The organism is Frondihabitans cladoniiphilus (assembly GCF_039544345.1).
Classification (GTDB): domain Bacteria; phylum Actinomycetota; class Actinomycetes; order Actinomycetales; family Microbacteriaceae; genus Frondihabitans; species Frondihabitans cladoniiphilus.
Window position 1 is genome coordinate 286,242 of record NZ_BAABLM010000005.1, and the last position, 25,168, is coordinate 311,409.

The 25,168-nt window shown below is 70.4% G+C and carries 16 protein-coding genes; 9 read left to right on the forward strand and 7 right to left on the reverse strand.

Going from position 1 to position 25,168, the window contains the following annotated elements; translation table 11 throughout:
* Positions 1 to 23: 23 nt before the first annotated feature.
* From ABEA39_RS13265 to ABEA39_RS13290, 6 genes are all read left to right on the forward strand, one after another.
* On the forward strand, positions 24 to 1,724 hold the full coding sequence (locus tag ABEA39_RS13265; protein WP_345376383.1) for an ABC transporter ATP-binding protein: 1,701 nt from the start codon (positions 24 to 26) through the stop codon (positions 1,722 to 1,724).
* 80 nt (positions 1,725 to 1,804) lie between these two features.
* On the forward strand, positions 1,805 to 3,382 hold the full coding sequence (locus tag ABEA39_RS13270; protein WP_345376384.1) for an ABC transporter substrate-binding protein: 1,578 nt from the start codon (positions 1,805 to 1,807) through the stop codon (positions 3,380 to 3,382).
* An 8-nt stretch (positions 3,383 to 3,390) separates the two neighbouring features.
* Positions 3,391 to 4,014 carry a flavin reductase family protein gene (locus tag ABEA39_RS13275; protein ID WP_345376385.1) on the forward strand — a complete coding sequence of 208 codons (624 nt, stop codon included), beginning with the start codon at positions 3,391 to 3,393 and terminating at the stop codon, positions 4,012 to 4,014.
* Positions 4,015 to 4,064: 50 nt separating this feature from the next.
* Positions 4,065 to 5,381 (forward strand): NtaA/DmoA family FMN-dependent monooxygenase, encoded by a 1,317-nt coding sequence (locus ABEA39_RS13280; RefSeq protein WP_345376386.1) that lies wholly within the window; start codon positions 4,065 to 4,067, stop codon positions 5,379 to 5,381.
* A 1-nt stretch (position 5,382) separates the two neighbouring features.
* Positions 5,383 to 6,696 (forward strand): NtaA/DmoA family FMN-dependent monooxygenase, encoded by a 1,314-nt coding sequence (locus ABEA39_RS13285; RefSeq protein ID WP_345376387.1) that lies wholly within the window; start codon positions 5,383 to 5,385, stop codon positions 6,694 to 6,696.
* A 121-nt stretch (positions 6,697 to 6,817) separates the two neighbouring features.
* The gene (locus ABEA39_RS13290; protein ID WP_345376388.1) at positions 6,818 to 7,639 is read left to right on the forward strand and encodes an alpha/beta hydrolase; all 822 of its coding nucleotides are present in this window, start codon (positions 6,818 to 6,820) and stop codon (positions 7,637 to 7,639) included.
* A gap of 113 nt (positions 7,640 to 7,752) precedes the next feature.
* Here ABEA39_RS13290 and ppsA read toward each other — a convergent pair whose 3' ends face one another.
* Positions 7,753 to 10,149 (reverse strand): phosphoenolpyruvate synthase, encoded by a 2,397-nt coding sequence (gene ppsA, locus ABEA39_RS13295; RefSeq protein WP_345376592.1) that lies wholly within the window; start codon positions 10,147 to 10,149, stop codon positions 7,753 to 7,755.
* Between the two features lie 187 nt (positions 10,150 to 10,336).
* Positions 10,337 to 12,172, reverse strand: coding sequence for an FUSC family protein (locus ABEA39_RS13300; RefSeq protein ID WP_345376389.1), 1,836 nt, complete (start codon positions 12,170 to 12,172; stop codon positions 10,337 to 10,339).
* Between ABEA39_RS13300 and ABEA39_RS13305 the strand changes: the two genes are divergently transcribed.
* Both ABEA39_RS13305 and ABEA39_RS13310 read left to right on the forward strand, forming a co-directional pair.
* Complete coding sequence (locus tag ABEA39_RS13305; protein ID WP_345376390.1) at positions 12,171 to 13,697, forward strand: phosphatase PAP2 family protein; 1,527 nt, start codon at positions 12,171 to 12,173, stop codon at positions 13,695 to 13,697. The two genes, ABEA39_RS13300 and ABEA39_RS13305, sit on opposite strands and share 2 nt — an antisense overlap.
* 113 nt (positions 13,698 to 13,810) lie before the next feature.
* On the forward strand, positions 13,811 to 14,779 hold the full coding sequence (locus ABEA39_RS13310; RefSeq protein ID WP_345376391.1) for a L,D-transpeptidase: 969 nt from the start codon (positions 13,811 to 13,813) through the stop codon (positions 14,777 to 14,779).
* A gap of 226 nt (positions 14,780 to 15,005) precedes the next feature.
* On the opposite strand, the gene ABEA39_RS13315 is transcribed toward ABEA39_RS13310, so the two are convergent.
* Positions 15,006 to 18,569, reverse strand: coding sequence for an esterase-like activity of phytase family protein (locus ABEA39_RS13315; protein WP_345376392.1), 3,564 nt, complete (start codon positions 18,567 to 18,569; stop codon positions 15,006 to 15,008).
* 167 nt (positions 18,570 to 18,736) lie between these two features.
* On the opposite strand from ABEA39_RS13315, the gene ABEA39_RS13320 reads away from it, so the two are divergent.
* Complete coding sequence (locus ABEA39_RS13320; RefSeq protein WP_345376393.1) at positions 18,737 to 19,963, forward strand: MalY/PatB family protein; 1,227 nt, start codon at positions 18,737 to 18,739, stop codon at positions 19,961 to 19,963.
* 155 nt (positions 19,964 to 20,118) lie between these two features.
* Here the strand turns inward: ABEA39_RS13320 and ABEA39_RS13325 are convergent, their stop codons facing one another.
* From ABEA39_RS13325 to ABEA39_RS13340, 4 genes are all read right to left on the reverse strand, one after another.
* Positions 20,119 to 21,039, reverse strand: a complete 921-nt coding sequence (locus ABEA39_RS13325) for a DUF2690 domain-containing protein (protein ID WP_345376394.1) — start codon at positions 21,037 to 21,039, stop codon at positions 20,119 to 20,121.
* Positions 21,040 to 21,217: 178 nt separating this feature from the next.
* Entirely contained in the window at positions 21,218 to 22,276 is a 1,059-nt protein-coding gene (locus tag ABEA39_RS13330; protein WP_345376395.1) for an AI-2E family transporter, read from the reverse strand.
* A gap of 220 nt (positions 22,277 to 22,496) precedes the next feature.
* On the reverse strand, positions 22,497 to 24,044 hold the full coding sequence (locus ABEA39_RS13335) for a GMC family oxidoreductase (protein ID WP_345376396.1): 1,548 nt from the start codon (positions 24,042 to 24,044) through the stop codon (positions 22,497 to 22,499).
* Positions 24,041 to 25,084 (reverse strand): gluconate 2-dehydrogenase subunit 3 family protein, encoded by a 1,044-nt coding sequence (locus ABEA39_RS13340; protein WP_345376397.1) that lies wholly within the window; start codon positions 25,082 to 25,084, stop codon positions 24,041 to 24,043. Before ABEA39_RS13340 ends, ABEA39_RS13335 begins: the two co-directional genes overlap by 4 nt.
* Positions 25,085 to 25,168: the final 84 nt, after the last annotated feature.

A 25,168-nucleotide genomic window follows, 5' to 3' on the forward strand; every position in this document is an offset into this window, starting at 1 on the left:
CCACTTCGACACCAGGAGGCGCCATGACCGACACGCTGACTCCGACCGTCCACTCCACGGGCGACGTCGGCGATCCTCGGGGAGCCGTGCTGAGCATCCGAGACCTCGTGGTCGAGGCAGGCCCGCGGGATGCACCGATCCGACTCCTGGACGGCGTCTCGATCGACGTGGCCCCCGGCGAGGTGGTCGCCCTGGTGGGCGAGTCCGGTTCGGGCAAGTCCATGACGATGCTCGCGACGATGGGGCTCCTCCCCGCCGGCGTCCGCGTCGTCTCGGGCAGCATCCGGCTGGGCGACCGCGAACTCCGCGGCGCCACTCTGAACGATCTCCGCTCGGTGCGCGGCAAGCAGCTCGCGATGATCTTCCAGGACCCGATGACGTCGCTCAACCCGGTCATGCGGATCGGCTCGCAACTCGCCGAGATGATCACCCTGCACGATCGGCAGGCGACCAGGGAGCAGGTGAAGGCGCGTTCGATCGAGCTCCTCGAACTGGTCCACATGCCGGACCCCGAGCGCCGCCTGCGCGCCTTCCCCCACGAGCTGTCCGGCGGTCAGCGCCAGCGCGTGATGATCGCCATGTCGATCGCCCACGAACCGCGGATGCTCATCGCGGACGAGCCGACGACCGCGCTCGACGTGACCGTCCAGGCGCAGGTCATGAGCGTCCTCCAGGAGGTGCGCGAGCGCCTCGGCTCCTCGCTGGTCCTCGTCACCCACGACCTGGGCCTGGTCGCGCAGAACGCCGACCGCGTCGTGGTCCTCTACAAGGGCCGCATCGTGGAGGAGGGCGACGTCGTCGACCTCTACCAGCGGCCTCAGCACGACTACACCAAGAAGCTGCTGGCCTCGATCCTGCCGATCAACGGCCCCCTCCACGCGGCCGGCGTGCAGGCGGTCGTGACGGAGGAGGTCGTCAAGCCCGCCGCGACGGGCGAGCCGGTCATCACTCTCGAGGACGTCCAGGTCCACTACCCGCAGCGCACCGGCCTCGGCCGCCGAGCCGAGCCGTTCGTCGCCGTCGGCGGTGTGAGTCTCGAGCTCTACGCCGGACGCACCCTGGGCCTCGTGGGGGAGTCGGGCTGCGGCAAGTCGACCCTGGTCCGCACGATCCTCGGCATGACGAAGCCGACCTCGGGACGAGTCACCTACGAGGGCAACCCGATCTCCACCATGAACGACCGGAAGCGGCGTCCGTACCGCCCCGCGATCCAGGCGGTGTTCCAGGATCCGTTCTCGTCCCTCGATCCGCGGATGTCGGTCTTCGACATCGTCGCCGAGCCCCTGCGGATCAACCGGAAGTTCACTCCGGGCCGGGTCCGCGAGGTCCTCGACCAGGTCGGGCTGACCCCGGAGATGGCCAAGCGCCGACCGACGGAGTTCTCCGGCGGTCAGCGGCAGCGTGTCGGCATCGCCCGCGCTCTGGCGCTCAAACCGCAGGTCCTGATCCTGGACGAGCCGACGAGCGCCCTCGACGTCTCGATCCAGGCGCAGGTCATCACCCTCCTCCGCGACCTGCAGGACGAGCTCGGTCTCGCCTACCTGTTCGTCTCGCACGACCTCTCGGTCGTCCGCAACCTCTCCGACGACGTGGCCGTGATGCGACGCGGTCTCATCGTCGAGAAGGCGCCGAGCCACGAGCTCTTCGAAGCGCCGACCCACGAATACACCCGGCAACTCCTCGCCTCCGTCCCCGATCCGGATCCCACCGCCCGCACGCGCTGATCCGGTCCTCCTCACACAGCTCCCTGTTCCTTCACCCCTCCTTGGGCTGCTTCGCGCTGCCCGAATCCGAAAGGCGCACCATGTCCCTGAGAACCACCTTCCTCGCCAAACCCAAGCGGATCGCGGCCGTCCTGCCCGCCGCGGCGCTCGTCGTCGTCCTCGCCGCGTGCTCCTCCGGCGGCGCGACCTCCGGCTCGTCGTCGTCCTCGTCGGCCTCGGGGTCGTCGACGGCGAGCACGAAGATGCTCACCGTCGCCCAGCCGGCCGACCTCACGAGCGACGACCCGGTCATCGACAACGGCCTCTACAGCCTCAACGTGTTCCACGCCGTGTTCGACCAGCTCACGCAGATCTCGCCCGCCGGCGCGATCGAACCGAAGCTGGCCACCAAGTACGTCTCGAGCAACGGCGGCAAGACCTGGACCTTCACGATCCAGAAGGACGCGAAGTTCTCCGACGGCACCGACGAGACGGCCGACGACGTGGCCTACAGCTTCCAGGCCGTGCAGGCCAACCCGAAGTCGCTGAACCAGATCTACACGAAGAACATCGCCAGCGTGAAGGCGGTCGACAAGACCACGGTCCAGTTCGACCTGACCAACGCCGACGCCAACTTCCCCCGCATCGCGTACTACATCTCGGTCGTGCCGCAGGCGCTGTACTCGAAGGAGGGCACGGACGGCTTCGTCAAGGCCCCCATCGGTGCCGGGCCCTACACGCTCGTCAAGTGGACGCCAGGCACCAGCGTCGTCCTCAAGGCGAACGACAGCTACTGGGGAGGCGCACCCAAGATCAAGAACGTCACGGTCGTCCCCGTGGCCGACACCGATTCGCGTCTCAACAGCCTCCTCTCCGGCTCGGCCGACCTGGCGGCCCTCGCCCCGTCCCAGCTGAGCCAGGCCCAAGCGTCCACCACGTCGACCGTCAAGCAGGCGCAGAGCAACCAGGACGTCTACCTCGGCTACAACACGTCGGCCACCTGGCTCTCCGACCCGAACTTCCGCGAGGCCGTCAGCCTCGCCGTCGACCGCAAGACGATCATCTCGACCGTGCTGAACGGTCTGGGCACGATCGGCACGGCCTCGTCGGTGGCCCCGAACGTCAACGGCTACGACTCGTCGCTGTCGGCCATGAAGTTCGACCTCAAGAAGGCCAAGGCGCTCGTCAAGGCCTCCGGCTACGACGGCACGGCGATCCCCTTCCAGTACGCCACCAACGGCGGCATCGCCCAGTCGGACGAACTCGCCCAGTCGATCGAGGCCGAGCTCAAGGCGGCCGGCATCAACGTCACCCTCCAGGGCAGCGACACCGCCTCGTTCAACCTGAGCTGGTCGTCGAAGTCGCTCAAGGGCCTGTACCTGCAGCAGTTCTCGCCGTCGATGATGGACGCCGCTACGACGCTCAACTACCTCTACGGCCCGACCGGCGAGGCCCTGTTCAGCGACCCCGACATCAACAGCCTCATCACCGAGGCGTCGGGGACGACGGATCCCACCGCTCGGAAGGCCGTGATCGCCAAGATCTGGGGCATCAACGCCGACAAGACCTACCTGTCGAACCTCTACTACACGAAGGCGATCTACGGCGTCGCCAACGACCTGAACTGGACGCCTCGCGCCGACGGCATGCTCGACTTCGTCCACGCCTCGTACAAGTAGGCCGCCCGATGTATCTGGAACGGAACACGGACCGGCAGTTCGACTTCATCTGGATGGTGAAGAACGCGGTGGTCCCCCGCCCCATCGCGTGGGTGGGGACCGTCTCGCCGGACGGCGTCGGCAACCTGGCTCCGTACAGCTACTTCAACCTCGTCACCATGGATCCGCCGACGCTGATGATCTCGTTCATCGGCCAGAAGGACTCCTACGACAACCTCAGGGCCTCGGGCGACTTCGTCGTCAACCTGGTCACCGACGGCCTCATCGACGTCGAGACCGACAGCGCGGCGATCCTGCCGCCCGAGGACGACGAGGCCGAGCTGCTCGGCCTCGCCACCGTCCCGTCCGTCCAGGTCGGCCCGCCGCGGCTCGCGGCGGCGAAGGTCGCCCTGGAGTGCGTGTTCGATCGGGAGTTCGAGCTCCACGGCGCACACGTGGTCATCGGAGAGGTCGTCGCCGTCCACGCGGCCGACGACGTCCTCGACGGGACCGGCCGGATCGACATCGCCCGGTACCGTCCCGTCGGCCGGCTGGGCGGGGCCCTCTACACGACGGTCGTCGACGAGGTCCGGGTACCGGTCCCCGAGGCGACACCCGAGTGGCTCGCGGCCGTCCAGGCGCGCGTGCCCTGAGCCGCTCGTCATCCCGATCAGCACCACCCCTCAGAACCAAGGAGCACCCCGTGTCAGCAGATCCCTTCCACCTCGCGTGGTTCACCCCGTTCAAGGTCCCGGCCTGGAAGTCGCCCTGGGCGCAGGACACCCCGTTCACCTGGTTGAACGGCCAGTACTACGTCGACATGGCGCGCAATCTGGAGCGCGCCGGCTTCGACTTCATGATGTTCGAAGACTCCACCCTCGTCAGCGACACCTACGGCGGATCGATGGAGAACGACCTGAAGCACGGTCTCCACTCGCCGAAGGGCGACCCGGTGCCGCTGCTGCCGATGCTGGCGCAGGCGACGAAGCACATGGGATTCATCGCCACGATGTCGACCAGCTTCTACCCGCCCTTCATCCTCGCCCGCGTGATGGCGACCATGGACCACCTCACCCAGGGGCGGGTCGGCTGGAACGTCGTCACGTCGTCCGAAGACCTCGCGGCTCAGAACTACGGCATCGACCACCTGCTCCAGCACGACGAGCGCTACGTCATGGCCGAGGAGTTCATCACCGTCGCGAAGGCGCTGTGGGACTCGTGGGAGGACGGCGCGATCGTCGCCGATCGGGAGACCGGCTACCTGGCCGACCACACGAAGGTGCACCCGATCCACCACGAGGGCAAGTACTTCAAGGTGCGCGGACCGCTGAACCTCCCGGCAGGACCGCAGCACTACCCGACGATCTGCCAGGCCGGCGGGTCGCCGATGGGCCGCGACTTCGCCTCCCGCCACGCCAACGTCCTTCTCGCCACCCCGAGCGGCGTCGACGCCATGAAGGAGTACCGCGACGACATCCGATCGCGTGCGGTGGCGCAGGGACGCGCGGCCGACGACGTGAAGGTCATGTTCATCGTGCAGCCCGTCCTCGGCGAGACCGAGGCCGACGCTCAGGCGCTCGCCCGTCGTCGCTACGAGCTGACGCAGGACCAGATCGAGACGATCCTCGGCATCATGTCGATCACGACCGAGGTCGACTTCAAGCAGTTCGACCTCGACCAGCCGCTGCCGGCCGACGTCACGACCAACGGCCACCAGTCGGGCCTCGACCAGTTCCGCAAAGGGGCCGAGGGCAAGACGATCCGCGAGGCGCTCATGGGTCGTCAGACCGAGGTGCTGCCCCTCATCGGCACGCCGGCGTCGGTCGCCGAGCAGATGGACGAGGTCATGGAGGCGGTCGGCGGAGACGGCTTCCTGATCCGCGGCGAACCGGTGCGCACGCACTCGCGCCGCTACGTCGACGAGATCGCCTCCGGCCTCGCACCGGAACTGCGCAAGCGCGGGCTGATCCGCTCGGACTACACCGAGCCGACGCTCAAGGCGAACCTCGGGGCGTTCTGACATGAGCGCATCCCCCTTCCACCTGGGCTGGTTCCTGAACGGGACCAACGCCCCGGCCTGGGCCCAGCCGTTCTCCGGCTCGATCGGCGAGACCTGGGACGACGCGCAGATCTTCGTCGACCTCGCCCGGTCGATGGAACGCGCGAAGTTCGACTACGTGCTGATCGAGGACAACACCTTCATCGGCGACCGCTACGGCGACAGCATGGAGGTGTACCTCCGGTCGGCCATCCAGGGGCCGCGGCAGGATCCGATGATCGTCGCTACGCTCCTCGCGCAGGCGACCTCGCGGCTCGGCATCGTGCCGACGGCCGGCACGTTCGCCTACCACCCGTACCTCCTCGCGCGGATGATCGGATCGCTCGACCAGCTCTCCAAGGGCCGCATGGGCGTCAACATCGTCACCGGCACCAGCGACCGCGCGCTGCAGAACTACGGCAACGACGGCATGGACGAGCACGACCACCGCTACGAGGTGGCCGACGACTTCCTCTCCGCGGCTCAGGCCCTGTGGGGCACGTGGGATGCGGACGCGGTGGTCGCCGACTGGACGACCGGCACCTTCGCCGATCACGAGAAGGTGCGGCGCGCCGACTACGAGGGCCCGTTCTTCAAGACGCGTGGTCCGCTCAACTCAGGTCCGCTTCCGCAGGGCAGCCCCGTGATCTCGCAGGCGGGTGGATCCCCCCGCGGGATCCGGTTCGCGGCCAAGCACGCCGACACGATCGTCGCGATCCAGGCGACGCCCGAGAAGGCGCGCGAATACCGCGAGGCAGTGCGCGCCTCGGCGGCCGAGCAGGGCCGGAACCCGGACGACATCAAGGTGCTGTTCTGCGTCTGGCCGACCGTGGGCTCCTCCCAGGAGGAGGCCGAGCAGCGGGCGGCCGAGCGCGTCCAGCTGGCCCGGGACAACATCGAGGTGCCGCTCGCGGCCATGTCGAAGTCGACCGACATCGACTTCTCGACGGTGCCCCGCGACGTCCCGCTGGGCGAGCTCGACCTGGCCACCAACGGCACGCAGCTCTTCGCCGACTATCGGGCCCGCAACGCGAAGTACACGCTGCGCGAGGCCGTCGCCCGGCAGGCGAACGGCTCCGGACCGTCGCTCGTCGGGTCGCCCGAGCAGGTCGCCGACCAGCTCGAGGAGTTCGCCGACATCGCGGGCGGCGACGGCTTCCTCATCGCCTCGCACGGAGTCACCCGCCGCTTCATGGCCGAGATCTGCGACGGCCTCGTGCCGGAGCTCCAGCGTCGCGGCCTCACCCGGCGCGAGTACGACCACGAGATGCTGCGGGACAACCTCCGGGCCTTCTGACCGGCTGGGCCCGCGGGCACCGCCTTCTGACCTGCTGGTCCCGCGGGCACCGCCCCCGGACGGCGGCGCCCCGGGCCCCGCCTCCTGCTCCACCCACCACCCACCACCGAAAGGACATGACATGCGCGGATACGTCGACACCGACTGGGGACAGATCCACTACCGGGCCGGAGGGCACCCCGTCGCGGGAGCCTCGAAGGTCATCGCGTTCTATCACGAGTCGCCCCGTTCCTCCTTCGTCTACGAGCCGGTCCTCGACTCGTTCCCGGAGGGCGTGGCGGTCCTCGCCTTCGACACCCCCGGCTTCGGTCAGAGCGACTCGGCCCCGGCCGGCGTCCCGCTGTCCGAGTACGGCCGCGTGCTGATCCAGGCCCTCGACAACCTGGGTGTGGGTGAGTTCCTGCCCGTCGGCATGAAGACCGGCTCGTCGCTCGTCGTGAACATGGCCTCGCAGCTCGACCGCTCGCGTGTGCCGGCCGTCGTGCTCTACAACCCGGAGGCCCCGAACGACGAGGAGAGCGAGCGCTGGGCCCTGACCTGGGCTCCGACGCTCGAGTTCCCCGCCGACGGCTACACGCTCGAGAAGCTCTACAAGAAGAACGTCGGCCTCTACGGCACCGACAACCCCCGGGTGCTCTACGAGGCGGTGGCGGAGACGATCATCAACGCCGACCGCTACAACTCGATCTACCCGACGGTCTTCCGTGCTCACACGCAGACCTGGAACGACATGCACGACCTCATCGCGGGCGGCACCGATGTCACGATCTTCCGGCCGTCGTCGGGACAGATGACCCCGGACGACCCGATCGAGTTCGCCGACATAGAGGGCACGAAGGTCGTGGCGTTCGACGTCACCGGCCAGTTCCCGGCGCTGGCCCACGACGCCTTCGTCGAGGCCGTCGAGGTCGCAGCCGGGCTGCCCGTCCCCGCCGCCTCCTGAGGGGGGCCGCCTCCTGAGGGGAGCCGCCTCCGAGCGCGGGCCGGGTCGTTTCGCGCCGGGGGGATCGTTTCGCGCCGCGGCGCGAAACGACACTCCCCGGCCGAAACGACGCGTCAGGCGGCGGCCGCCCCCAACCGCTCCCAGGTCTCGACCACGGTGTCGGGGTTGAGCGACATCGACTCGATGCCGAGCCCGACCAGCCAGTCGGCGAAGTCGGGGTGGTCGCTCGGCCCCTGTCCGCAGATGCCCACGTACTTGCCGCGGGCCCGGCACGCCGTGACCGCCATCTCGATCAGGCGCAGCACGGCCGGGTCGCGCTCGTCGAACGACGACGCCACCAGGGCCGAGTCCCGATCCACCCCGAGCGTGAGCTGCGTGAGGTCGTTCGATCCGATCGAGAACCCGTCGACGTGGTCGAGGAAGGCGTCGGCCGACAGCGCATTGCTGGGGATCTCGCACATCATCACGATCCTGAGCCCGTTCACGCCCCGCTCGAGTCCGTGGGCGGCGAGCACCTCGATCACCCGCTCGATCTCCGCGACGGTCCGCACGAACGGCACCATCACCTGGATGTTCGTGAGCCCCATCTCGTCGCGAAGCCGACGGATCGCCTCGCACTCGAGCGCGAACGCCGCCTCGAACTGGGCCGACACGTACCGCGACGCCCCGCGGAACCCGATCATCGGGTTCTCCTCCTCAGGCTCGTAGGCCGAGCCGCCCAGCAGGTGGGCGTACTCGTTCGACTTGAAGTCGGAGAGGCGGATGATCACGGGATGCTCGGCGAACGCCGTCGCGATGGTCCCGATGCCCTCGACCAGCCGCTCGACGAAGAACGCCGTCGGCGACTCGTACGCGGCGATGCGGCGCTCGATCTCGTCCCGCACCTCGGGCGGCTGCGACGCCGGGTCGAGCAGAGCCCGCGGGTGGATGCCGATCTGCCGGTTGATGATGAACTCCATCCGCGCGAGTCCGACGCCCTGGTTCGGGATCCTCGACTGCGCGAAGGCGAGCTCGGGGTTGCCGACGTTCATCATCAGCTTCGTCGAGAGCTCCGGCAGGTCGCCCGCGCGGGTCGTGGTGACCTCGATCTCGAGCAGTCCCGCGGAGACGACCCCGGTCTCGCCCTCGGCGCAACTGACGGTGACCTCGCGGCCGGGGGCGAGCATCCTCGTCGCCTCGCCGGTTCCGACCACGGCGGGGATGCCGAGCTCGCGCGCGATGATCGCCGCGTGGCAGGTGCGCCCGCCGCGGTTCGTGACGATGGCGCTCGCCCGCTTCATGATCGGCTCCCAGTCGGGGTCGGTCATGTCGGCCACCAGGACGTCGCCGGTCGTGAAGGAGTCCATGTCGCGCAGCTCGGTCAGCACCGCGACGCGACCACTGCCGGCGCGCTGACCGATGGCCCGGCCCTCGACCAGCGTCGTAGCGGTTTCGGCGCCCACGACGCGGAACTTCTCGGTGATGCCCGACTCGCGCGACCGCACGGTCTCGGGGCGGGCCTGCACGATGAACAGGTCGCCCGACAGGCCGTCCTTGGCCCACTCGACGTCCATCGGGCGACCGTAGTGCTTCTCGATGGCGAGGCCGAGGCGGCCCAGTTCGTGCACCTCCGCGTCGTCGAGGCTGAACACGACCCGGTCGGAGGGGGAGACGTCGACGAACGCCGTCGTCTCGCCGACCCGGGCATCCTCGGTGAACACCATCTTGAGGGCCTTCTCGCCGACGGCGCGCTTCAGGATCCCGGGACGGCCGCTCTCGAGCGAGGACTTCGACACGTAGAACTCGTCGGGGTTCACGGCGCCCTGCACGACCCCCTCGCCCAGGCCGTAGGCGCTCGTGACGAACACGGCGCCGTCGAAGCCGCTCTCGGTGTCGATCGTGAACAGGACCCCCGAGGCGGCGAGGTCGGAGCGGACCATGCGCTGGACGCCGGCCGAGATGGCCACCTCGGCGTGCACGAACCCGTGGTGCACGCGGTACGCGATCGCGCGGTCGTTGTAGAGCGAGGCGAAGACCTGGCGGACCGCGTCGAGGACGTGCTCGATGCCCGCGATGCCGAGGAAGGTCTCCTGCTGACCGGCGAAGCTGGCGTCGGGGAGGTCCTCGGCGGTGGCGCTCGAGCGGACCGCCCAGGTGACCCCGTCCGGGCTGTCGGCCTCGAGGGCGGCGAACGCTGTGCGGAGGGCCCGGTCGAGCTCGGGGGCGAGCGGCGTCGTCTCGATGAGGTGGCGGACGCTCTCACCGGTCGCGGCGAGGGCGGCGGTGTCGTCGGCGTCGAGCCCGTCGAGGAGCTCCCCGATCCGCTCGTCGAGGCCGCTCTGGGCGAGGTGGCGACGGAACGCCTCGGCGCTGGTGGCGATGCCGCCGGGCACCCGCACGCCGGCCTCCTGCAACTCGGAGATGAGTTCGCCGAGCGAGGCGTTCTTACCGCCGAAGCGGTCGACGTCGGTCAGGCGGATCTCATCCAGGCGGGCTACGAGCGCGGCCTGAGACGGCCGGGCGTCGTCCATCGGCTGGGCGGCCTGAGACGGCTGGGCGGCCACGGTGATCGGTGCGGTCTTGAGCAGGGTCATGGTCGGACTCCTCGGTGAATCGACGGGGTGATTTACCGATTCTGAGAGAGCGCGGGATGCGCGAACACCACTTCAGACGGAAAGATTCGCCGATCTTTCCTTCCTGCAAACTTCGCGGCAGAGGTCAGACGGAGGCGTCGTCCCGCTCGGAGAGGGTGAGCAGCGCCAGCCCGAGCACGGTCGCGGCCCGTCGAGGGTCGCGGAACGGCGAACCGGGGGCCCGGGAGGTCGGATCGCCCGCCTCACGGAGCACGCTCACCGCCTGCCGGATCGGAACGTCGGCGGTCGGCTCGGGAAGCCAGCAGGCGGCCATGGCGGCGTACCCCAGATCGGTCGCCGCCTGTTCGGCCGCGCGCCACTGGGCCAGATCGGGATCGTCGGCGGAGGCCTTCGTGGCCGCGGCGCCGTTGGTGATGAGCTCGTACTGGAGTTCGTTCCGGGCCGCGAGGGTCGACGTCGTCCGGCCCCCGGAGGCCAGGCTCGAGAGGACCGACTCGGTGGCCGAGACCGTGCGACGGAACTGCGCCAGAGCGACCCGGCGCGGGAACCGGATGCCGGTCAGCCACACCACGAGGAGTGCGAGCACGGCACCGATCACCGTCTGGAACACCCGGTCGCCGGCCAGCGCGAAGGGCGGCACGGTGCTGCCGATGTCGCTCGAGAGCAGCGCCATGGGGGTGATGAAGATCACGGCCAGGCCGTAGTTCGACATGACGATGAGGTTCATCAGCATCAGGCACGCGATCATCGCGGCCACGTCGCCCCAGGCCGGGAGCTGGAGGACGGCCAGGCCGGCGAACACCAGCACGCCGATCACGGTGCCGAGCGCTCGGGAGACGGCGCGGCGCGTGAGGGCGATCCGGCTCGTCCAGGCGTTGACGATCAGCGTGGCGGTGAGGATCGCCCAGTACGGGTGACCGACCTGGAGCGCCTCGGCCACGATGCCCGCGACGGCTCCTGCCAGGCCGATCCGCCAGGCCGTGAACCAGGCCACCGAGGTGAACCGCAGGCCGTGACGGGCTCGGAAGCGAGGGCTGAGTCTCGTACTCTCGGACGTCGGCGTCTCGACCGATTCGGGGCTCGGCCAGGCGAGGGACCGGGCCACCGCGGCCGCCAGGCGTTGGTTGATGGACATCATCGCCGTGTCCATGAGCTTGTGGCGTCGACGCAGACGGGCGGCGTGGATCACGATCCAGCCGCGGTTCACGGCGTCGTAGGCCTCGTCACGCGCCTGGCGCAGGATGTCCGGCTGGACGACGAGGTCGTTCGCCACCGCGTGCTCGAAGTCCTCGACGGCTTCGCGCGCCGTCATGAGCGCGCGGATCTCGGGGCCGCGCGGCCGGGGGATCAGCAGGAGGCACGAGATCGTCGTCGCGATCAGGCCGGACAGGGCCGTCACCGCGATGAACTCCCACCCCTTGGCCGGGTCCTGGCCGAGGTAGCTGCCGAGCGCGACGCCGTAGAAGAGGTTGAGCGGGCCGGGCCCCTGGAGCTGCACGAACGTGTAGTAGAGCGTCGCGACGACGAGGATCACCAGGACGATGACCGGGGTGTCGAGCAGGCCGAGTCGCGACCCCAGGACTCCCGCCGTCGTCGCGGCCACCGTCGCCAGGGTCGCGGTCAGCATCGAGCGCGCCCGGAGCGAGAACGGGCGGCCGTTGATCCACTGCGACGCCATCGACCCGAAGAGCGAGAACGCCCCGATGACCGGCCCGAACAGCAGGCAGCAGATCACCACGGTGATGCCCGAGACGATGCCGTAGGTCAGGCGCGTGCCTCGCGGCACGGGGGCCTTCGATCGGCGGAACAACTCGACCGTCTCGTTGCGCAGGGTGATGAGACGGAGGGGGATGCTCGTTCCTTTCGTCGATCGGTTCGCCTGTCGACGGTACTCGCGTTCACCTCCGAGTCGCTCGTCGTTCCGAACCGGGTCACTCGGTTCTCCTACCTTCCCGAGCATGCACAGTCCTCGAAGAAGATCACGCTTCACCCGACTCGTCGCCGCCACGGCCGTGGGCACCGCCCTCGTCGTGGGCGCGCCCCTGGCCGCCAACGCCGCGACGACCTACCCCAGCGACTCGGCCAAGCCCGACCTCGTCTCGCTCCTGGGCGGCTACAACGGCTTCTGGACCCCCAGCGGCACCAACGACCTGCACGGCACGGTCAAGGACGCCGCCACGCTCAGCCTGAACGACCAGCTCGCCGTCTGGATCAACAACAACGCCACTCCGGCCCAGCAGTTCAAGGCGCTCCAGGACGCGGAGTACAACAACGCCACGAACACGGCCTACGACCAGTCGTTGACGATCGCCGACTCGCTCGGCTCCGCGCTCGCACCGCTCTACGTCAAGGGCACCGAGACCGGCGCCCTGCCGTTGACCACCGCGCTGATCAACAGCTCGAACGGCACCTCCGGCTCGTACGTCAGCACCGGCACCGCCAAGGCGACCTTCAGCTACCCCCGTCCGTACCTGCCGACCGACCCGACGACGCCCGCGGTCGCCGGAGACGCCGCGGCCTGCGCGCCGACCACCGTGAACGCCTCGTCGACGAGTGCCGACCGCGTCGGCAAGAGCTACGCCGACGCGCAGGGCAACCTCGCGATCAACCGCGTCGCGCCCGTGACCGACACCACCAACGTCTACTCGCCGAACGACGTCACCCTCGACGCCGGTTACGGCACCGTCGGCATCTGCACCGGCGGCTCGTTCCCGAGCGGCCACACGACCACGGCCTACCAGGCCGGGGTGACCCTCGCCACGCTGCTGCCCGAGCTGGCTCCCGAGATCCTGACCCGCGCCTCCGAGGCCGGCAACGACCGCATCGTGCTGGGCGTGCACTACCCGCTCGACATCGTGGGCGGACGCATCGACGGCGAAGCCGCTCTGGCCGCCCGCTGGTCGGACGCCGCCTACCGCACCCAGGTCCTCGAGCCGGCCCGCGCCGAACTCGTGAACTACCTGACGGCCCAGTGCGGCGGCACCCTGACCTCCTGCATCGCCAAGGAGACCGCGTACAGCTCCAACCCCTACGGCGGGGCCGCGATGCCCGGCGGCACTGCGCAGATCGTCACGAACCGCGCCTCGGCCGTCTCGGTCTACAAGGAGCGCCTGACCTACGGCTTCCCGCAGATCAGCGCGACGAACCTCGCCGCCTCGGTCCCGACCGGTGCGAGCAACCTGCTGCTCACGGCGTTCCCGACCCTCACCGACGCGCAGCGCACCGCGGTGCTCGCCCAGACCGAGATCGCCTCGGGCTACCCGCTCGACCAGAGCGGCACGGCGAACGGCTCGTGGCAGCGGCTGAACCTCGCCGCGGCGACCAGCGCAACCGTGCAGCTCGCCGCCGACGGCTCCGTCCAGGTCACGGCGACGGGCGGTCAGGCCACGGTGCTCGCCGCCGCGGTCACCGCTCCGGCCCCCGTGTCGGTCACCCCGGCCGCGCCCGCCGCGACCAAGCCGCACCTGCCCGTCGTCAGCGGCTAGCAGCCCCCGCCGGCAGTCTGTCGGCACCGTTCCACCCCTGCGGGTGTCCGTCCCCGGACGGGCACCCGCAGACCCGCATCACGAACACGTCTCGCGACCACGAAAGACACCCCATGGCTCCGACCCCGTCCTCCCGTGAATCCGGCTTCGCCGCACTCGCTCTCAAGGCCCGACGGCACCGGGGGATGCTCGTGCTCGTCTCCGTGGGAACCGCCGCGCTGGTCGTCGCGGCAGTGGTGGCCGTGCCCGCGCTCGTCGAGGGCCCGGGCCGTGCATCCCACGCTCCCGCCATCGCGGCGACCGTCGCTCCCGTCGCAGCCGCCACGCCCACCGCGGCCCCACGGCCGGCCCCGCCCGTCGTCGCGCCGGCCGCCGTGGCCGCCCTGCCCGAGGTGGACTACAGCGCTGTGATCGCGGGGCTCCTGCCGCAGGCTGCGAAGCTCCCGGCCTCGGCGTCGACCACCGTTTACCACCTGAACACCGACGCGCCGCTGTTCGGGGCCGACCCGACGACCCCGGTGGCGCGATTCGCGGCGAAGGACTTCCTCGGCGCGGACTCGACCGTCGTCGGCGTCGAACAGTCCGGCGACTGGGCGCTCGTGCTGACCCCGGCGCGGAGCATCCTGCCCTCGAAGGCGCCCGCCGGCGTGACCGCGCCCGCCCAGACCGCCGCGTGGGTACCGACCTCCTACCTCGTGCAGGTCGCGACCCCGGCCGAGCACGTCGTCGTGTCCACCGCCGCCCAGACCGTCTCGATCGTCGACCAGGCCGGCACCGTCGTGCAGTCGTTCGGCGCCGGCATCGGCACCTCGACCACTCCGACGCCCGTGGGAGTGACCGGCTACCTCGAGGAGCGCTACGTCGACCCGTCGCAGGGCACCGGCACGCATCCGATCCAGCTGACGTCGTTGCACTCCAGCGCCGCCGACGAGCCCTACGGCGGATCGGACGGCGGCCTGATCGGCGTGCACTACTACAGCGCCCACGCCGGCGCGGTGTCGCACGGCTGCGTGCGCCTCGACGCGACGGCGCTCGCCGCCATCGACGCGTTGCCGCTCGGGACGCTCGTGACCGTGCAGTAGCTGCTGCCGCCCCTGCCACCCCCGCTCCCGCTCCTGCTGCCACCCCCGCTCCTGCCACGGTCCGTGCGCAAATGGCGAGCATTTCGTCCTCCGCCGCCTCCCGGAGCCGCACCAGACGGCCGTCGTGTTGCGGATCGCTCGCGATTTGCGCCGCGCCGCCCAAGGCGCTGCCCACAGAGAAGCCCCGCAGTCGCGCGACTGCGGGGCTTCTCCGGCGGTGAGGCGGCTACCGCGGCAGCGTCACCAGCAGGTTCAGCAGCCGAGTGCGCTGCAGCGCTCCGAAGTTGTCGTCGCTGATCAACGTCACGCCGACCGTGCCGCCCGGCCCCGATTGGGCGCCGGCCGTGATCGCCATGCCCTCGAAGTTGTCGAGCAGCGGGTTCGTCTGCGTCTCGAGTGCGGTCGCGCCGAGCGTCGGGCCCTTCGCGAGGTCGGCCACGAGCGTCTTCGACAGGAACGACCCGGCGGGCGATCCGGACAGGTTCGTGACGCTCGAGACGTCGGCCGCCTTCTGCAACCCCGTGACGGAGTAGAGGGTCACCGCGTTGCCGGTCTCGGGGGAGAAGGAGGCCTCCTCGACGAGCAGGCGGTCGTCGCTGATGGCGGCGACCTCGGGGATGCGCTGCCCGGCTTCGGCCCGGTAGCCGACCTGCTTCACGAGCTTCCAGGTGTTGTAGCCGGTCTGCGTGTACACGAGGAAGCGGTGCGCCGTGGCGTCGCCCGCCGCGGAGACGTCGCCCGAGAGGGCGCCCTCCATGGCGGCGACGATCGTGCGGCCCGAGGGTGAGATGGTGAGGCCCTCCAGCGTGGCGTTCGAGGTCGCCTGGCCCGCGGCCGGTGCGCCCGAGAGGCCCGCCCCGGAGAGCGTCGTCCCCGTCACCGCGAAACGACCGGGCACCGGAAGCTGCGCCTTTTCGACGCCGTTCCGCCCGAAGATCCGGATCGACGGTTCGGTCTCGGAGGAGATCACGTAGTCGCCCGTCGGCAGGACCGCGAGACCCTCGTTGTCGGCGGTGAGCCCGGTGTAGGGCGTGCCGTCGGCGTGCTTGAGGACGAGGGGATCCCGCGTGATCGTCGGATCGGTGAGGCTGCGGAAGAACCAGAGCCGCGACGGGTCGTCGGCGTGGTTGTCGACCGCCGAGACCCACGAGCCGGACAGCTTGTCGAAGGCGAGCGACGACAGGCCGCCGACCTCGGCGCCCTTGGAGGTCAGCTTGTCGAGGCCGTCGCTGTAGCTGACAGCGGTGGTCGACGGTGGCACGACGCGGGACGGCGGCGTGCTGCGACCGAAGAGCCGGACGACCTGGGGGTCGTGGTCGCTCGTCTGGTTCGTGAACTCCGAGTTGAGGTGCAGCACCTGGTAGTCGGGCGTGCCGACGCCGGGAGTGACCAGGATGTGGTCGAGCACCTCGCTGAGACCCTCGTAGACGTAGGTGTACTGCTGGTTCGCCGGCAGGGTGGTGATGAGATCGGTCAGGATCGGCTTGCCCGTCGCGGCACCGGTGAGCGTCTTGAGTGCCGGGCTGAACTGGTAGTCGTTGAGATCGCCGGCCACGACGACCGCGGCCTTCTTGTCGACCTTCAGCAGCGACGCGACGAACTGGTTGACCAGGGTCGCCTGCGCCTGACGCTGCACGGCCGACGACTGCGCCGGGTACTGGTACCGGCCGTCCTGGCTCTGGTCGCCGCCCTTCGAGTCGAAGTGGTTGCCGATCACGAAGACCTTCTTGCCGCGGAACGTGAACTCGCCGACCAGCGGCTTGCGCGAGGAGTTCCACGCCGTGTCCGTCGGGTCGATTCGGCCGGGCGAGAGGGTCAGGTCGGGTGCGCCGTGCGCCTTCGTCACGGCGGTTGCCGTCGTCGAGCGGTCCGTCGCCGCGGAGCCGCGGTCGTCGAACGAGACGCGGGCCGAGTTGAAGAGGAACACGACGCGGATGTTGCCGCCGGGCTGACCGCCGTCCTGCCCGTCGACCGGGTCGATCTCGCGGTACTGGTACGCCGGACCGCCTGCTGCGCTGATCGCCGCGGTGAGCTTGGCGAGCGTCTGGTCGGACGCCACCGTGCCGTCGCTCGTCGCGCCGGAATCGTCCTGCACCTCTTCGACGGTGAGGATGTCGGGCGACGCGAGGTTCGTCACGACTCCCGTGGCCAGGGCCTGGAATTTCGACGCGGGATCGGACGGGGCAAGGTTCTCGACGTTGTAGGTCGCGACCGAGAGCTGGTCGCTCTGCGGTTTCGTCGCCACGCTCGGCGTGAGGCCGTTCGACTTCACGGCGCCGACGGTCGTCGCAGCGAGCAGGTAGCCCCCGTACTGCGAGTAGTCGATCGGCCCGACGGTGGCGCCGGTGAAGACGTCGCCGACGTTCACGCCGGGGTTGGAGCCGTCGACGGGCACGACTTCGAGACGGCCGGACGGCGTCGTGTTCTCGGCGGTCAGCAGCGTGCCGCCGCGCGGGGTGGTGAGCTGAGCCGGCTTCGTCGTGACGTACTGCTCGCCGTAGTCGCTCGACGGGCCGATGACGCGGGCGTCGTCGACCTCGACCCGCATGCCCTCGATCGATTCGTAGAAGTCGAGCGCCGAGCGGCTGGGCGTGATCGGAGTGGTCTCGATGTTCGCGCCGCCGAGATCGGGGGCGTAGGTGCCGGGCACAGTCGTCGGCGTGAGCACGATCGGCGCGGGCAGGGCGTCGCCCGACGAGAGCACCACGGTGGTGGCGCTCTGCAGCTCGGTGATCGACAGGTTCGATGTGGTCGCGGTGGTGTCGCCGGATGCGAGCGGGTAGTAGTCCTTCACCGTGGCGGACACCAGCACGGAGTCGCCGACCTTCACGGTCGGGCTCGTGCTCGTGTAGACGAAGACGCCCTCGCTCGTGGCGGGGTTCGCATCGGCTTCGGGGTCCTGCAGCCAGTAGCCCTTGCTGGTGCCCGAGGTGCGGACGCCCGTGACGATGCCGGGCACGTTCGCGACGGTCTGACCGTTCAGCGGCGAGACCCAGGTCGTGCCCTGGATGTCGTGGATCCGCACCGTGCCGGCGACGGGCCCAGGCCCTGTCGGCGGGGTGACCGGGGCGGTCGCCGTGTTCGCGGCCCCCGGCGTCGGTGCGGCGGCGGCGAAGTCGGTCGCGTCGTCGTCGGTGTCGGCGGCCGCCAGACGCTGCACCGAGTTCACGGCCGAGGCACCCGTGGCAGGGGTGCCCGACGACAGCGCCGCAGCGCCGAACCCCACGAGATCGAGGGATGCACCCCGGCAGCTCGCGCTGTCGGAACACGTGAGAGCAGCGGTCTGGGGCACCACGGCGACGGTGCCGTCGGTGGCGCTCATCGCGATCGTGCCGGTCGCATCGGGCGTCGGCAGCGGTGTCGTGCCGCCCGAACCCTTGGCCTCGGCGACGAGGTACAGGGCGCCGGGAGCGATCGTGCCGGCCAGCGGCGTCGCCTGCCAGGTGCCGGTCGCCGCCTTCGAGTGGTACTGCACCGAGTAGCCGGCGAGGTCGATGGCCGTCGTGCCGCGGTTGGCGAGCTCGACGAAGTCGTTCGTGTAGGTGCTGCCGCTGTTGCCGCCGCCACCGTAGACCTCGTTCACGACGAGACCGGCGGACGGTGCGGCCACGGCGGACGGTGCCGCAGTCGCGGAGGGTGCCGCGGTGGAGGACGGTGCAGCCGTGATGGACGGCGCCGCCGTCGCCGGACCGGCCGCAGCCACCCCGCCGCCGATGAGCGCAGCCAGAGCGGCCGCTGCGCCGACCGGTCGGCCGACCCTCCTGATGTTCTCTGCGAGTGATCGTCGCATTCGTTTCTCCCCTGGATCGATGGCTGGTCGAGCGTGATCAGAACGACGTGGTTCGGTTCGCCGTCGTCCTCGATCTAACAGGGCGCCTGTGACATTCGTGTGTCCTGCAAGTGACGCGATGTGTCTTCCGGCTGGCGTTCGGAGCCGGAGGCGGGCATCGTGAGGGCATGAGCGATTTCACTGCGGAGGAAGTCGAGAACATCCGCAACGATCGAACGAGCATCAAGTGGACGCGCTACGCCCCCGAGGTGCTCCCGCTCTTCGTGGCCGAGATGGACTACGGCGTGGCCGAGCCCATCAAGGAGGCGATCATCGCCCGGGTCCGTTCCTCCGACCTCGGCTACCTCGACGGCCCGGGCCCGCTTGCTCCGGCCTTCGCCGACTTCGCCCTCGATCGCTGGGGCTGGCGGATCGACCCCGCTCGGATCCACATCGCCACCGACGTCAGTGTCGGCATCGTCGAGACCCTCCGTCTCGAACTCGCGGTCCTGAAAGCGCGAGCCGAGGGCGCCGAGACCCGACCGGAGGCCCGCGTCGTCATCACCCCGCCGGTCTACCCGCCGTTCTTCGAGCTCGTCGAGGAGGCCCAGGGTGACATCGTGGAGGTGCCGCTCCGGGAGACCTTCGGTCGCTGGTCGCTCGACCTGGAAGGGCTCGAGCGGGCGTTCGCCGACGGGGTCGGGATCTTCCTGCTCTGCAACCCGCACAACCCGCTGGGCCTCGTGCATCCCCGGAGCGTCCTCGAGAAGCTGGCCGAGCTCGCGGCCCGCTACGACGTCCTCGTGGTCAGCGACGAGATCCACGGGCCGCTGACGCATCCCGGGGTGACCTTCGAGCCGTTCGCCCCGATCGCGGAGGCGGCCGGCGCGCGGTCGGTGTGCGTCACGTCCGCGAGCAAGGGCTGGAACCTGGCCGGGGTGAAGTGCTCAGTGATGGTGGCGGGCGACGACCGGACGGCCGCTCTGCTGGACACGTTGAACGAGGAGGTGGCCTGCCGGGCGAGCATCCTCGGCCTCCACGCCAACGTCGCCGCGCTCTCGTGTACCGACTGGCTCGACGACGCGGTCGTCAAGGTCGCCGCGAACGCGTCGCTCTTGGGCGCGCTGCTCGCCGAGAACCTCCCCGGCGTCGTGTATCACCGCCCGCGGGCCGGCTACCTGGCCTGGCTCGACTTCCGCGGCCTCGGCCTCGGCGACGACCCGGCGGTGAGCCTGCGCGAGAACGCCTACGTCGCCCTCAACTCGGGCCTGAGCTTCGGCCGCGAGGGCCGCGGATTCGCCCGGCTCAACCTCGCCTGCGACCCCGCCACGCTGCGGGAGGCCGTCCTGCGGATCGCCTCGGTCTTCCCCTCGAGCATGCAGGGGGCGTTGATCTGGAGGACGGCCGCGAGCTGATCCCCACGCGACCGTCCACCGGATCACCCGCCCCGGTGTCCTCCCTACGACCGTAGGAGACGGTTCGGCGCGCGTCGACCGATCGGGCCTCCGGACATTCCGGAGCGGGCGCGGCGGAAATTCCGGACGGGCCTCACTCGCGTCTCACTCGCGCGTCAGAGGCAGATCTCGTGCCCGAAGTCGACGGTGGATCCCGACACCGTGACGCTGCCGGTGGCGCAGATCGTGGTCTTCGGGGTCGGCCGCACGAGCAGCGTCGTGTACGCGCTGTCGACGTCGGGCTCGGTGGTCTCCTGCCGGTCCGATGCCTGCGGCGACGCCTTGCGGAAGATCTGCGCCGACACCTCGTTGCCCTCCGACGCGTTGTCGTAACGGGTGATCCGGGCCCAGGCGGCATCGCACGAGGCCGACCACACGATCTGCAACTGCGTGCCCAGGGCTCCCGTCTCGCTCGCGGCGACCACGGCGTCCTTCACGCAGGCGGTGTCGGCCGGGTCGGCGCCGACCTTCACGACGACGTGGGGCGCACCGCTCGTCGCGGTGCCGCTCGAGGACTCCGCCGTCGGGGTGCCGGCCGCGGAGGTGCGGCTGCTCATGCCGAGACCGACCGCGGTGGTCGCACCGACACCGACGACGAACGCCAGCACGACGAGGGCTACGGCCGCTCCGAGACGGATGCGGCGGGGTTCGCGGCGACGGTCGCCCCGGCCGGTGGCGTCGTTCGGGGCCTGCGGCGCGGGGGCGGGCGAGGATGCACGCGCCTCGCTCGAGGCGTCGGCCGGTGCATCCCGCGGACCGACCCCGACCGCCGGCGTCGGCCGTTCGAGGGCGTCGCGGCGACCCAACCAGGCGCCCACGTCCCCCTCGAGCACGGAGACCACCGCTCGCACGGTCCGCGCACTCGGCAGCTTCCGGCCGGCCAGGGCGTCGGAGACGACGGACTTCGAGACTCCGGTGGCCTTCTCGATGCCGGCCAGGGTGGGGTTGCCCGCCTCGAGCCGGAAGTGGCGCAGGTCGCGGGCGAACTGCTCGACGGTGTCGGGCGCGGTGGGATCGGGCGGGATCGGGTCGGTCATGGCGGATTCCGGTCGTTCGGGCGGACGGTCTGCGGGGCGGCGGCTCTGCGTGGGAGCACAGCGCCGTGATCCCTTCCTACCAGTCCGGTCGGCTCCACGACACGCCGCTCATGTTTCGCCGGACCCGTGCCTTCCGGAGTCGCGGCAGCGGGACTGGTGGCCGCACGAAGCGCCGGCCTCAGCGCGCGTTCTGTCTCGGCACGACGACCTCGCGGATGATCAGCAGCACCGCCGCCGCGATGGGCACGGCGATCAGCGCGCCCAGCACGCCGAGCAGGGTGCCGCCGACGAGGGCGGCGATGACCACCATCGCCCCGGGGACGTGCACCGCCCGTCTCATGACGCGGGGCGCCAGGAGATAGGCCTCGACCTGCATGTAGACGAGGTACCAGATGGCCAGGATGATCCAGATGTGCGGCTCGGTCGGCGTCAGCGCGATCTGGGCCACGACGATCACGGCGGCGGCCGAGACGGTTCCGACCAGGGGGATGAGCGCCCCGAGGAACGCGAGGAAGGCGAAGAATGCCGGCAGCTTGGAGCCGGTCAGGCTCAGCACGATGAAGCTGCAGACGCCGTTGAGCAGCGCCAGGGCGACCTGCCCCAGCACGTAGCGCCCGACGGACTCGCTGATCTGCTCGGAGAGCCGCTGGAACTCGGGCCGGCTGGTCGAGGGGACGAGCGAGTACAGGCCGCGCTTCATGCTCCGCAGCGAGGCCATGAAGTAGAGGGTGAGGATCAGGACCACGATCGTGCCGGCCACGCCGTTGCCGATCGCGACTCCGACCGCGAGGAGACCACCGCCGATGGAGGCGAGGTTCTTCGGGTCGCTGACGAACGAGATGCCGCTGTCGATGGCGTTCTGCACGTTGAACGCGCTCTTCGGGACGAGCGACTGGAGGTTGTCGATGATGCCCTGCGCCGTCGTGCTCTGCACGTACTGGGTCAGGTTCGTGACGAGAGTGGTCGTCTGCCCGATGATCGTCGGGACGATGGCGAGCACGATCCCCGCGACCGCCAGCAGCACGACCACGGTGACGACCGTGACGGCCAGGGGACGGTTGAGGTGTCGCCGCTCGAGCCAGACGACGAGGGGGTCCAGGCCGAGCGCGAGGAAGAGGGCGATCCCCACGTAGGTGATGACCGTCGACAGCTGCCCGATAGCGAGGCCGATGGCGATGGCGGTGAGGACGCCCAGGCCGCCGAGGAGGCCGAGGCGATAGGCGTGGTGGATTTTCATCGTGTTCCCAGAATGCTCTATCGACGGCAATCCCGCGGGCCGGTCGACGGGAGCAGCGCGCGAACGCCCCGGCCGAGACCAAACCGTTACCAAGACGGCGCCGAAGGAAGTGCTGAGTGCCGACGCCCGCCCCGAAAGCGCGGGTCGGCACCCTATGCGTCCCCGGGGTACCCGACCCCGGGGGCGCATCCCCCGGACAGGGCAACCGCGCGGGGCCGCGTCAGGCTGCGGCCAGGAAGCGGTCCGCAGTCCTGAGACCCAGCGCCATGATCGTCAGGGCCGGGTTGGCGATCAGCGACGACGGGAACACCGAGTTGTCGGCGACGAAGAGGTTCGGCACGTCGAAGCTTCGGCCCTCGGCGTCGACCACGGCGCCTTCGGCGGACGTGCCCATGCGGGCCGTTCCGACGGTGTGGGCCGTCCGCGGCAGGACGAACGTCTCCGTCGCCCCCGCCGCCTCGACGATCGAGGTCATCACACGGACGGCGTGACGGTCGAGCGCCTCTTCGTTGGCGGACGGGCCGAAGGTGATGCGGGCCTTCGGGATCCCGAACTCGTCCGTCTCGTCGCTCAGCACGAGCCGGTTGTCGTCGGAGGGGAGGCACTCGCCGTTGATCCCGACGCCGGCGAGGTAGCGGTAGCCGTCCATCGCTCGGACGAGGTCGGCGCCCCACAGCCCGGCGCCGCGGGTCATCGTCGTGGCCACGGTCAGGGGCATGGCGCCGAGGCTCTGGATCAGATAGCCGCCGGCGAAGTCCGCATCGGTGGGCCGGACGAAGTCCTCCGAGATGATCGACGACGGGTAGCCGCGGTAGCTGCGCATCTCGTCGGGGAAGCGACCCCAGACCTGAGTGGCGCCGTGGGCCATGAAGTTGCGACCCACCTGGCCGCTCGAGTTGGCCAGGCCCGTGTGCAGCAGGAGCCTCGGCGTCTCGACCCCGCCGGCGCAGAGGAAGAGGTTCGCGCAGAGCTGGCGGTGCTCGACCCCGTCGCGGACGTAGACGACCGCGGTGACCCGGCCCCGGGCATCCCGCTCGATTCCGGTGACCATCGATTCCGGTCGGATCTCGGCCCCGTTCGCCACGGCCTGCGGCAGGTACGTGGTGTCCATGCTCACCTTCGCGGCGTTTCGGCAGCCCTGGTGGCAGCTGCCGCAGGCGGCGCAGGCGTGGCGCGTGCCGTAGTGCTCCTGCTCCCACTCGCGGGTGACGACGGCGGCCGGCGCGTCGGTCGCCCGGATGCCCACGGCCGCGCAGCCGCGCAGCATCGCTTCGGACGAGCCGTTGCGGGCGGTCGGCGCCATGAGGTAACGGCGCGAGGGATCCCACGGGTACTCGGCCGGGCCGGAGACGCCGACGAAGTGCTCGACCTCTTCGATGTAGCGGGTGAGCTCGGCGTGGTCGATCGGCCAGTCCTCGCCCTGGCCCGAATCGCGCTTGAGCCGGATGTCGTTCTCGGTCGGGCGGGGCGTGAACGCACCCCAGTGCAGCGTCGAACCGCCGACGCCCCAGCCGGAGTTGTTGGCGCCGAACGAGGTCGGCGTCGAGCCGCCGGAGAGCCGTTCGCCCATCCAGTTGATGTCGACGCCCTCCATCTCGTCGGGCGTGTGATCGTCGGGCTCGAAGTTCGGGCCGGCCTCGAGGGCGACGACGCGGAGGCCCTGAGCGGCGAGGCGGGCCAGGATCGGAGCCCCGCCGGCGCCGGTGCCGATCACGACGGCGTCGACGACCTCGTCGTCGGAGTAGCGGCGCATCGGTTCGAGTCTCATCGGGTGACCTCCATGGCGGGTTCCCACGCCTCTCGTTCATTCGGCAGGAGCAGTTGGAACCCCTGGATGTTCGTCCCGTCGCCGCCGTTCGCGAACGCGTCCCAGCCGATCCGGTTCAGGGTCGCGGGATGCGCGAGCCACTGTCGCACGAGATCCACCCGGGCGTCGTCGAACCAGGCGGAGAGCTGGGCCGAGGTCCAGGCGGGGGCGCCGGCGCCGAGGCCGCCGCGGGTGTCGGTGCCGTCGAGGGCCGTGCCGTCGACGATGGAGCCGAGCCGTGCATCCCGCGCTTCGGGCTCGTCGTCTTCGAACCCGGCGAGCAGATCGAGCGCCTGCCCGTACGCGACCTGGTCGGAGGGCAGCGTCGGGTCGCGGAACCCGTCGCCGAGCCCGGCTGCGAGCTGGGCGTCGACGCGGGCGGCGAGGTCGATCGTCGGGCCGTCGCCCTGGGGCACGACCCGGTCGGCCACGGCCCGCAGCGTCGTCAGCTGCGAGGGGGTGAGGATGCTCGGGGCGAAGTCGGGGTCGTCGGCCAGCGCCCGCCGCGCGAGGATTCCGCGAGTGCGGCTGCTGGTCCGGGAGGAGGCGATGGTCTTGGCGAAGTCGCTCGGCAGCTCGGGCGAGGTGCCGGCCCAGGATCGCCAGAAGTCGAGGACCGCCGCGTCGTCGGGGGCCGCGAGGGACAGACGGGGGAGCGGGGGAGCTGTGACGCGGAGAGCGCCGGCGGGGGCATCCTCACCCAGGACCACGACGCCGGTGAGGCCGAAGACCCCCGGTTCGCCCGCGAGGACGCGATTCGCCACCTCGACGACGACCTCGGCGGGTCCGGCGAGGAGCCAGCGGGTCGAGCCCGTGCGGCGGATGGTGCGGATCACGTCGTCGGCCGTCGCGCCCTCGGTCGGGACCACGTCGAGGACGCCGTTCAGAGCGGCCTCCGATCCGCCGACGCCGAAGCCGGTGCCTGCGGGGTCGGGGCTACCGGGGGTCGCCCGGGGGATCACGAAAAGCGACGGGCGTCGCGCGGGCGCAGTGGTGTCCAAAAAGCTGTCTCCTCGAGTGCCGCCTCGATGGCGACGCCCTTTCGACAGTACGTCCGGAGGTGCGGGCCCGTCCGGTGGATGCGC

Bases quoted from the DNA above. Each gene is read 5' to 3' on its own strand.
- ABEA39_RS13265 (WP_345376383.1), top strand. From the start codon at position 24: ATGACCGACACGCTGACTCCGACCGTCCACTCCACGGGCGACGTCGGC.
- ABEA39_RS13270 (WP_345376384.1), top strand. From the start codon at position 1,805: ATGTCCCTGAGAACCACCTTCCTCGCCAAACCCAAGCGGATCGCGGCC.
- ABEA39_RS13275 (WP_345376385.1), top strand. From the start codon at position 3,391: ATGTATCTGGAACGGAACACGGACCGGCAGTTCGACTTCATCTGGATG.
- ABEA39_RS13285 (WP_345376387.1), top strand. From the start codon at position 5,383: ATGAGCGCATCCCCCTTCCACCTGGGCTGGTTCCTGAACGGGACCAAC.
- ABEA39_RS13290 (WP_345376388.1), top strand. From the start codon at position 6,818: ATGCGCGGATACGTCGACACCGACTGGGGACAGATCCACTACCGGGCC.
- ppsA (WP_345376592.1), bottom strand. From the start codon at position 10,149: ATGGACGACGCCCGGCCGTCTCAGGCCGCGCTCGTAGCCCGCCTGGAT.
- ABEA39_RS13305 (WP_345376390.1), top strand. From the start codon at position 12,171: ATGCACAGTCCTCGAAGAAGATCACGCTTCACCCGACTCGTCGCCGCC.
- ABEA39_RS13300 (WP_345376389.1), bottom strand. From the start codon at position 12,172: ATGCTCGGGAAGGTAGGAGAACCGAGTGACCCGGTTCGGAACGACGAG.
- ABEA39_RS13310 (WP_345376391.1), top strand. From the start codon at position 13,811: ATGGCTCCGACCCCGTCCTCCCGTGAATCCGGCTTCGCCGCACTCGCT.
- ABEA39_RS13315 (WP_345376392.1), bottom strand. From the start codon at position 18,569: ATGCGACGATCACTCGCAGAGAACATCAGGAGGGTCGGCCGACCGGTC.
- ABEA39_RS13320 (WP_345376393.1), top strand. From the start codon at position 18,737: ATGAGCGATTTCACTGCGGAGGAAGTCGAGAACATCCGCAACGATCGA.
- ABEA39_RS13325 (WP_345376394.1), bottom strand. From the start codon at position 21,039: ATGACCGACCCGATCCCGCCCGATCCCACCGCGCCCGACACCGTCGAG.
- ABEA39_RS13330 (WP_345376395.1), bottom strand. From the start codon at position 22,276: ATGAAAATCCACCACGCCTATCGCCTCGGCCTCCTCGGCGGCCTGGGC.
- ABEA39_RS13335 (WP_345376396.1), bottom strand. From the start codon at position 24,044: ATGAGACTCGAACCGATGCGCCGCTACTCCGACGACGAGGTCGTCGAC.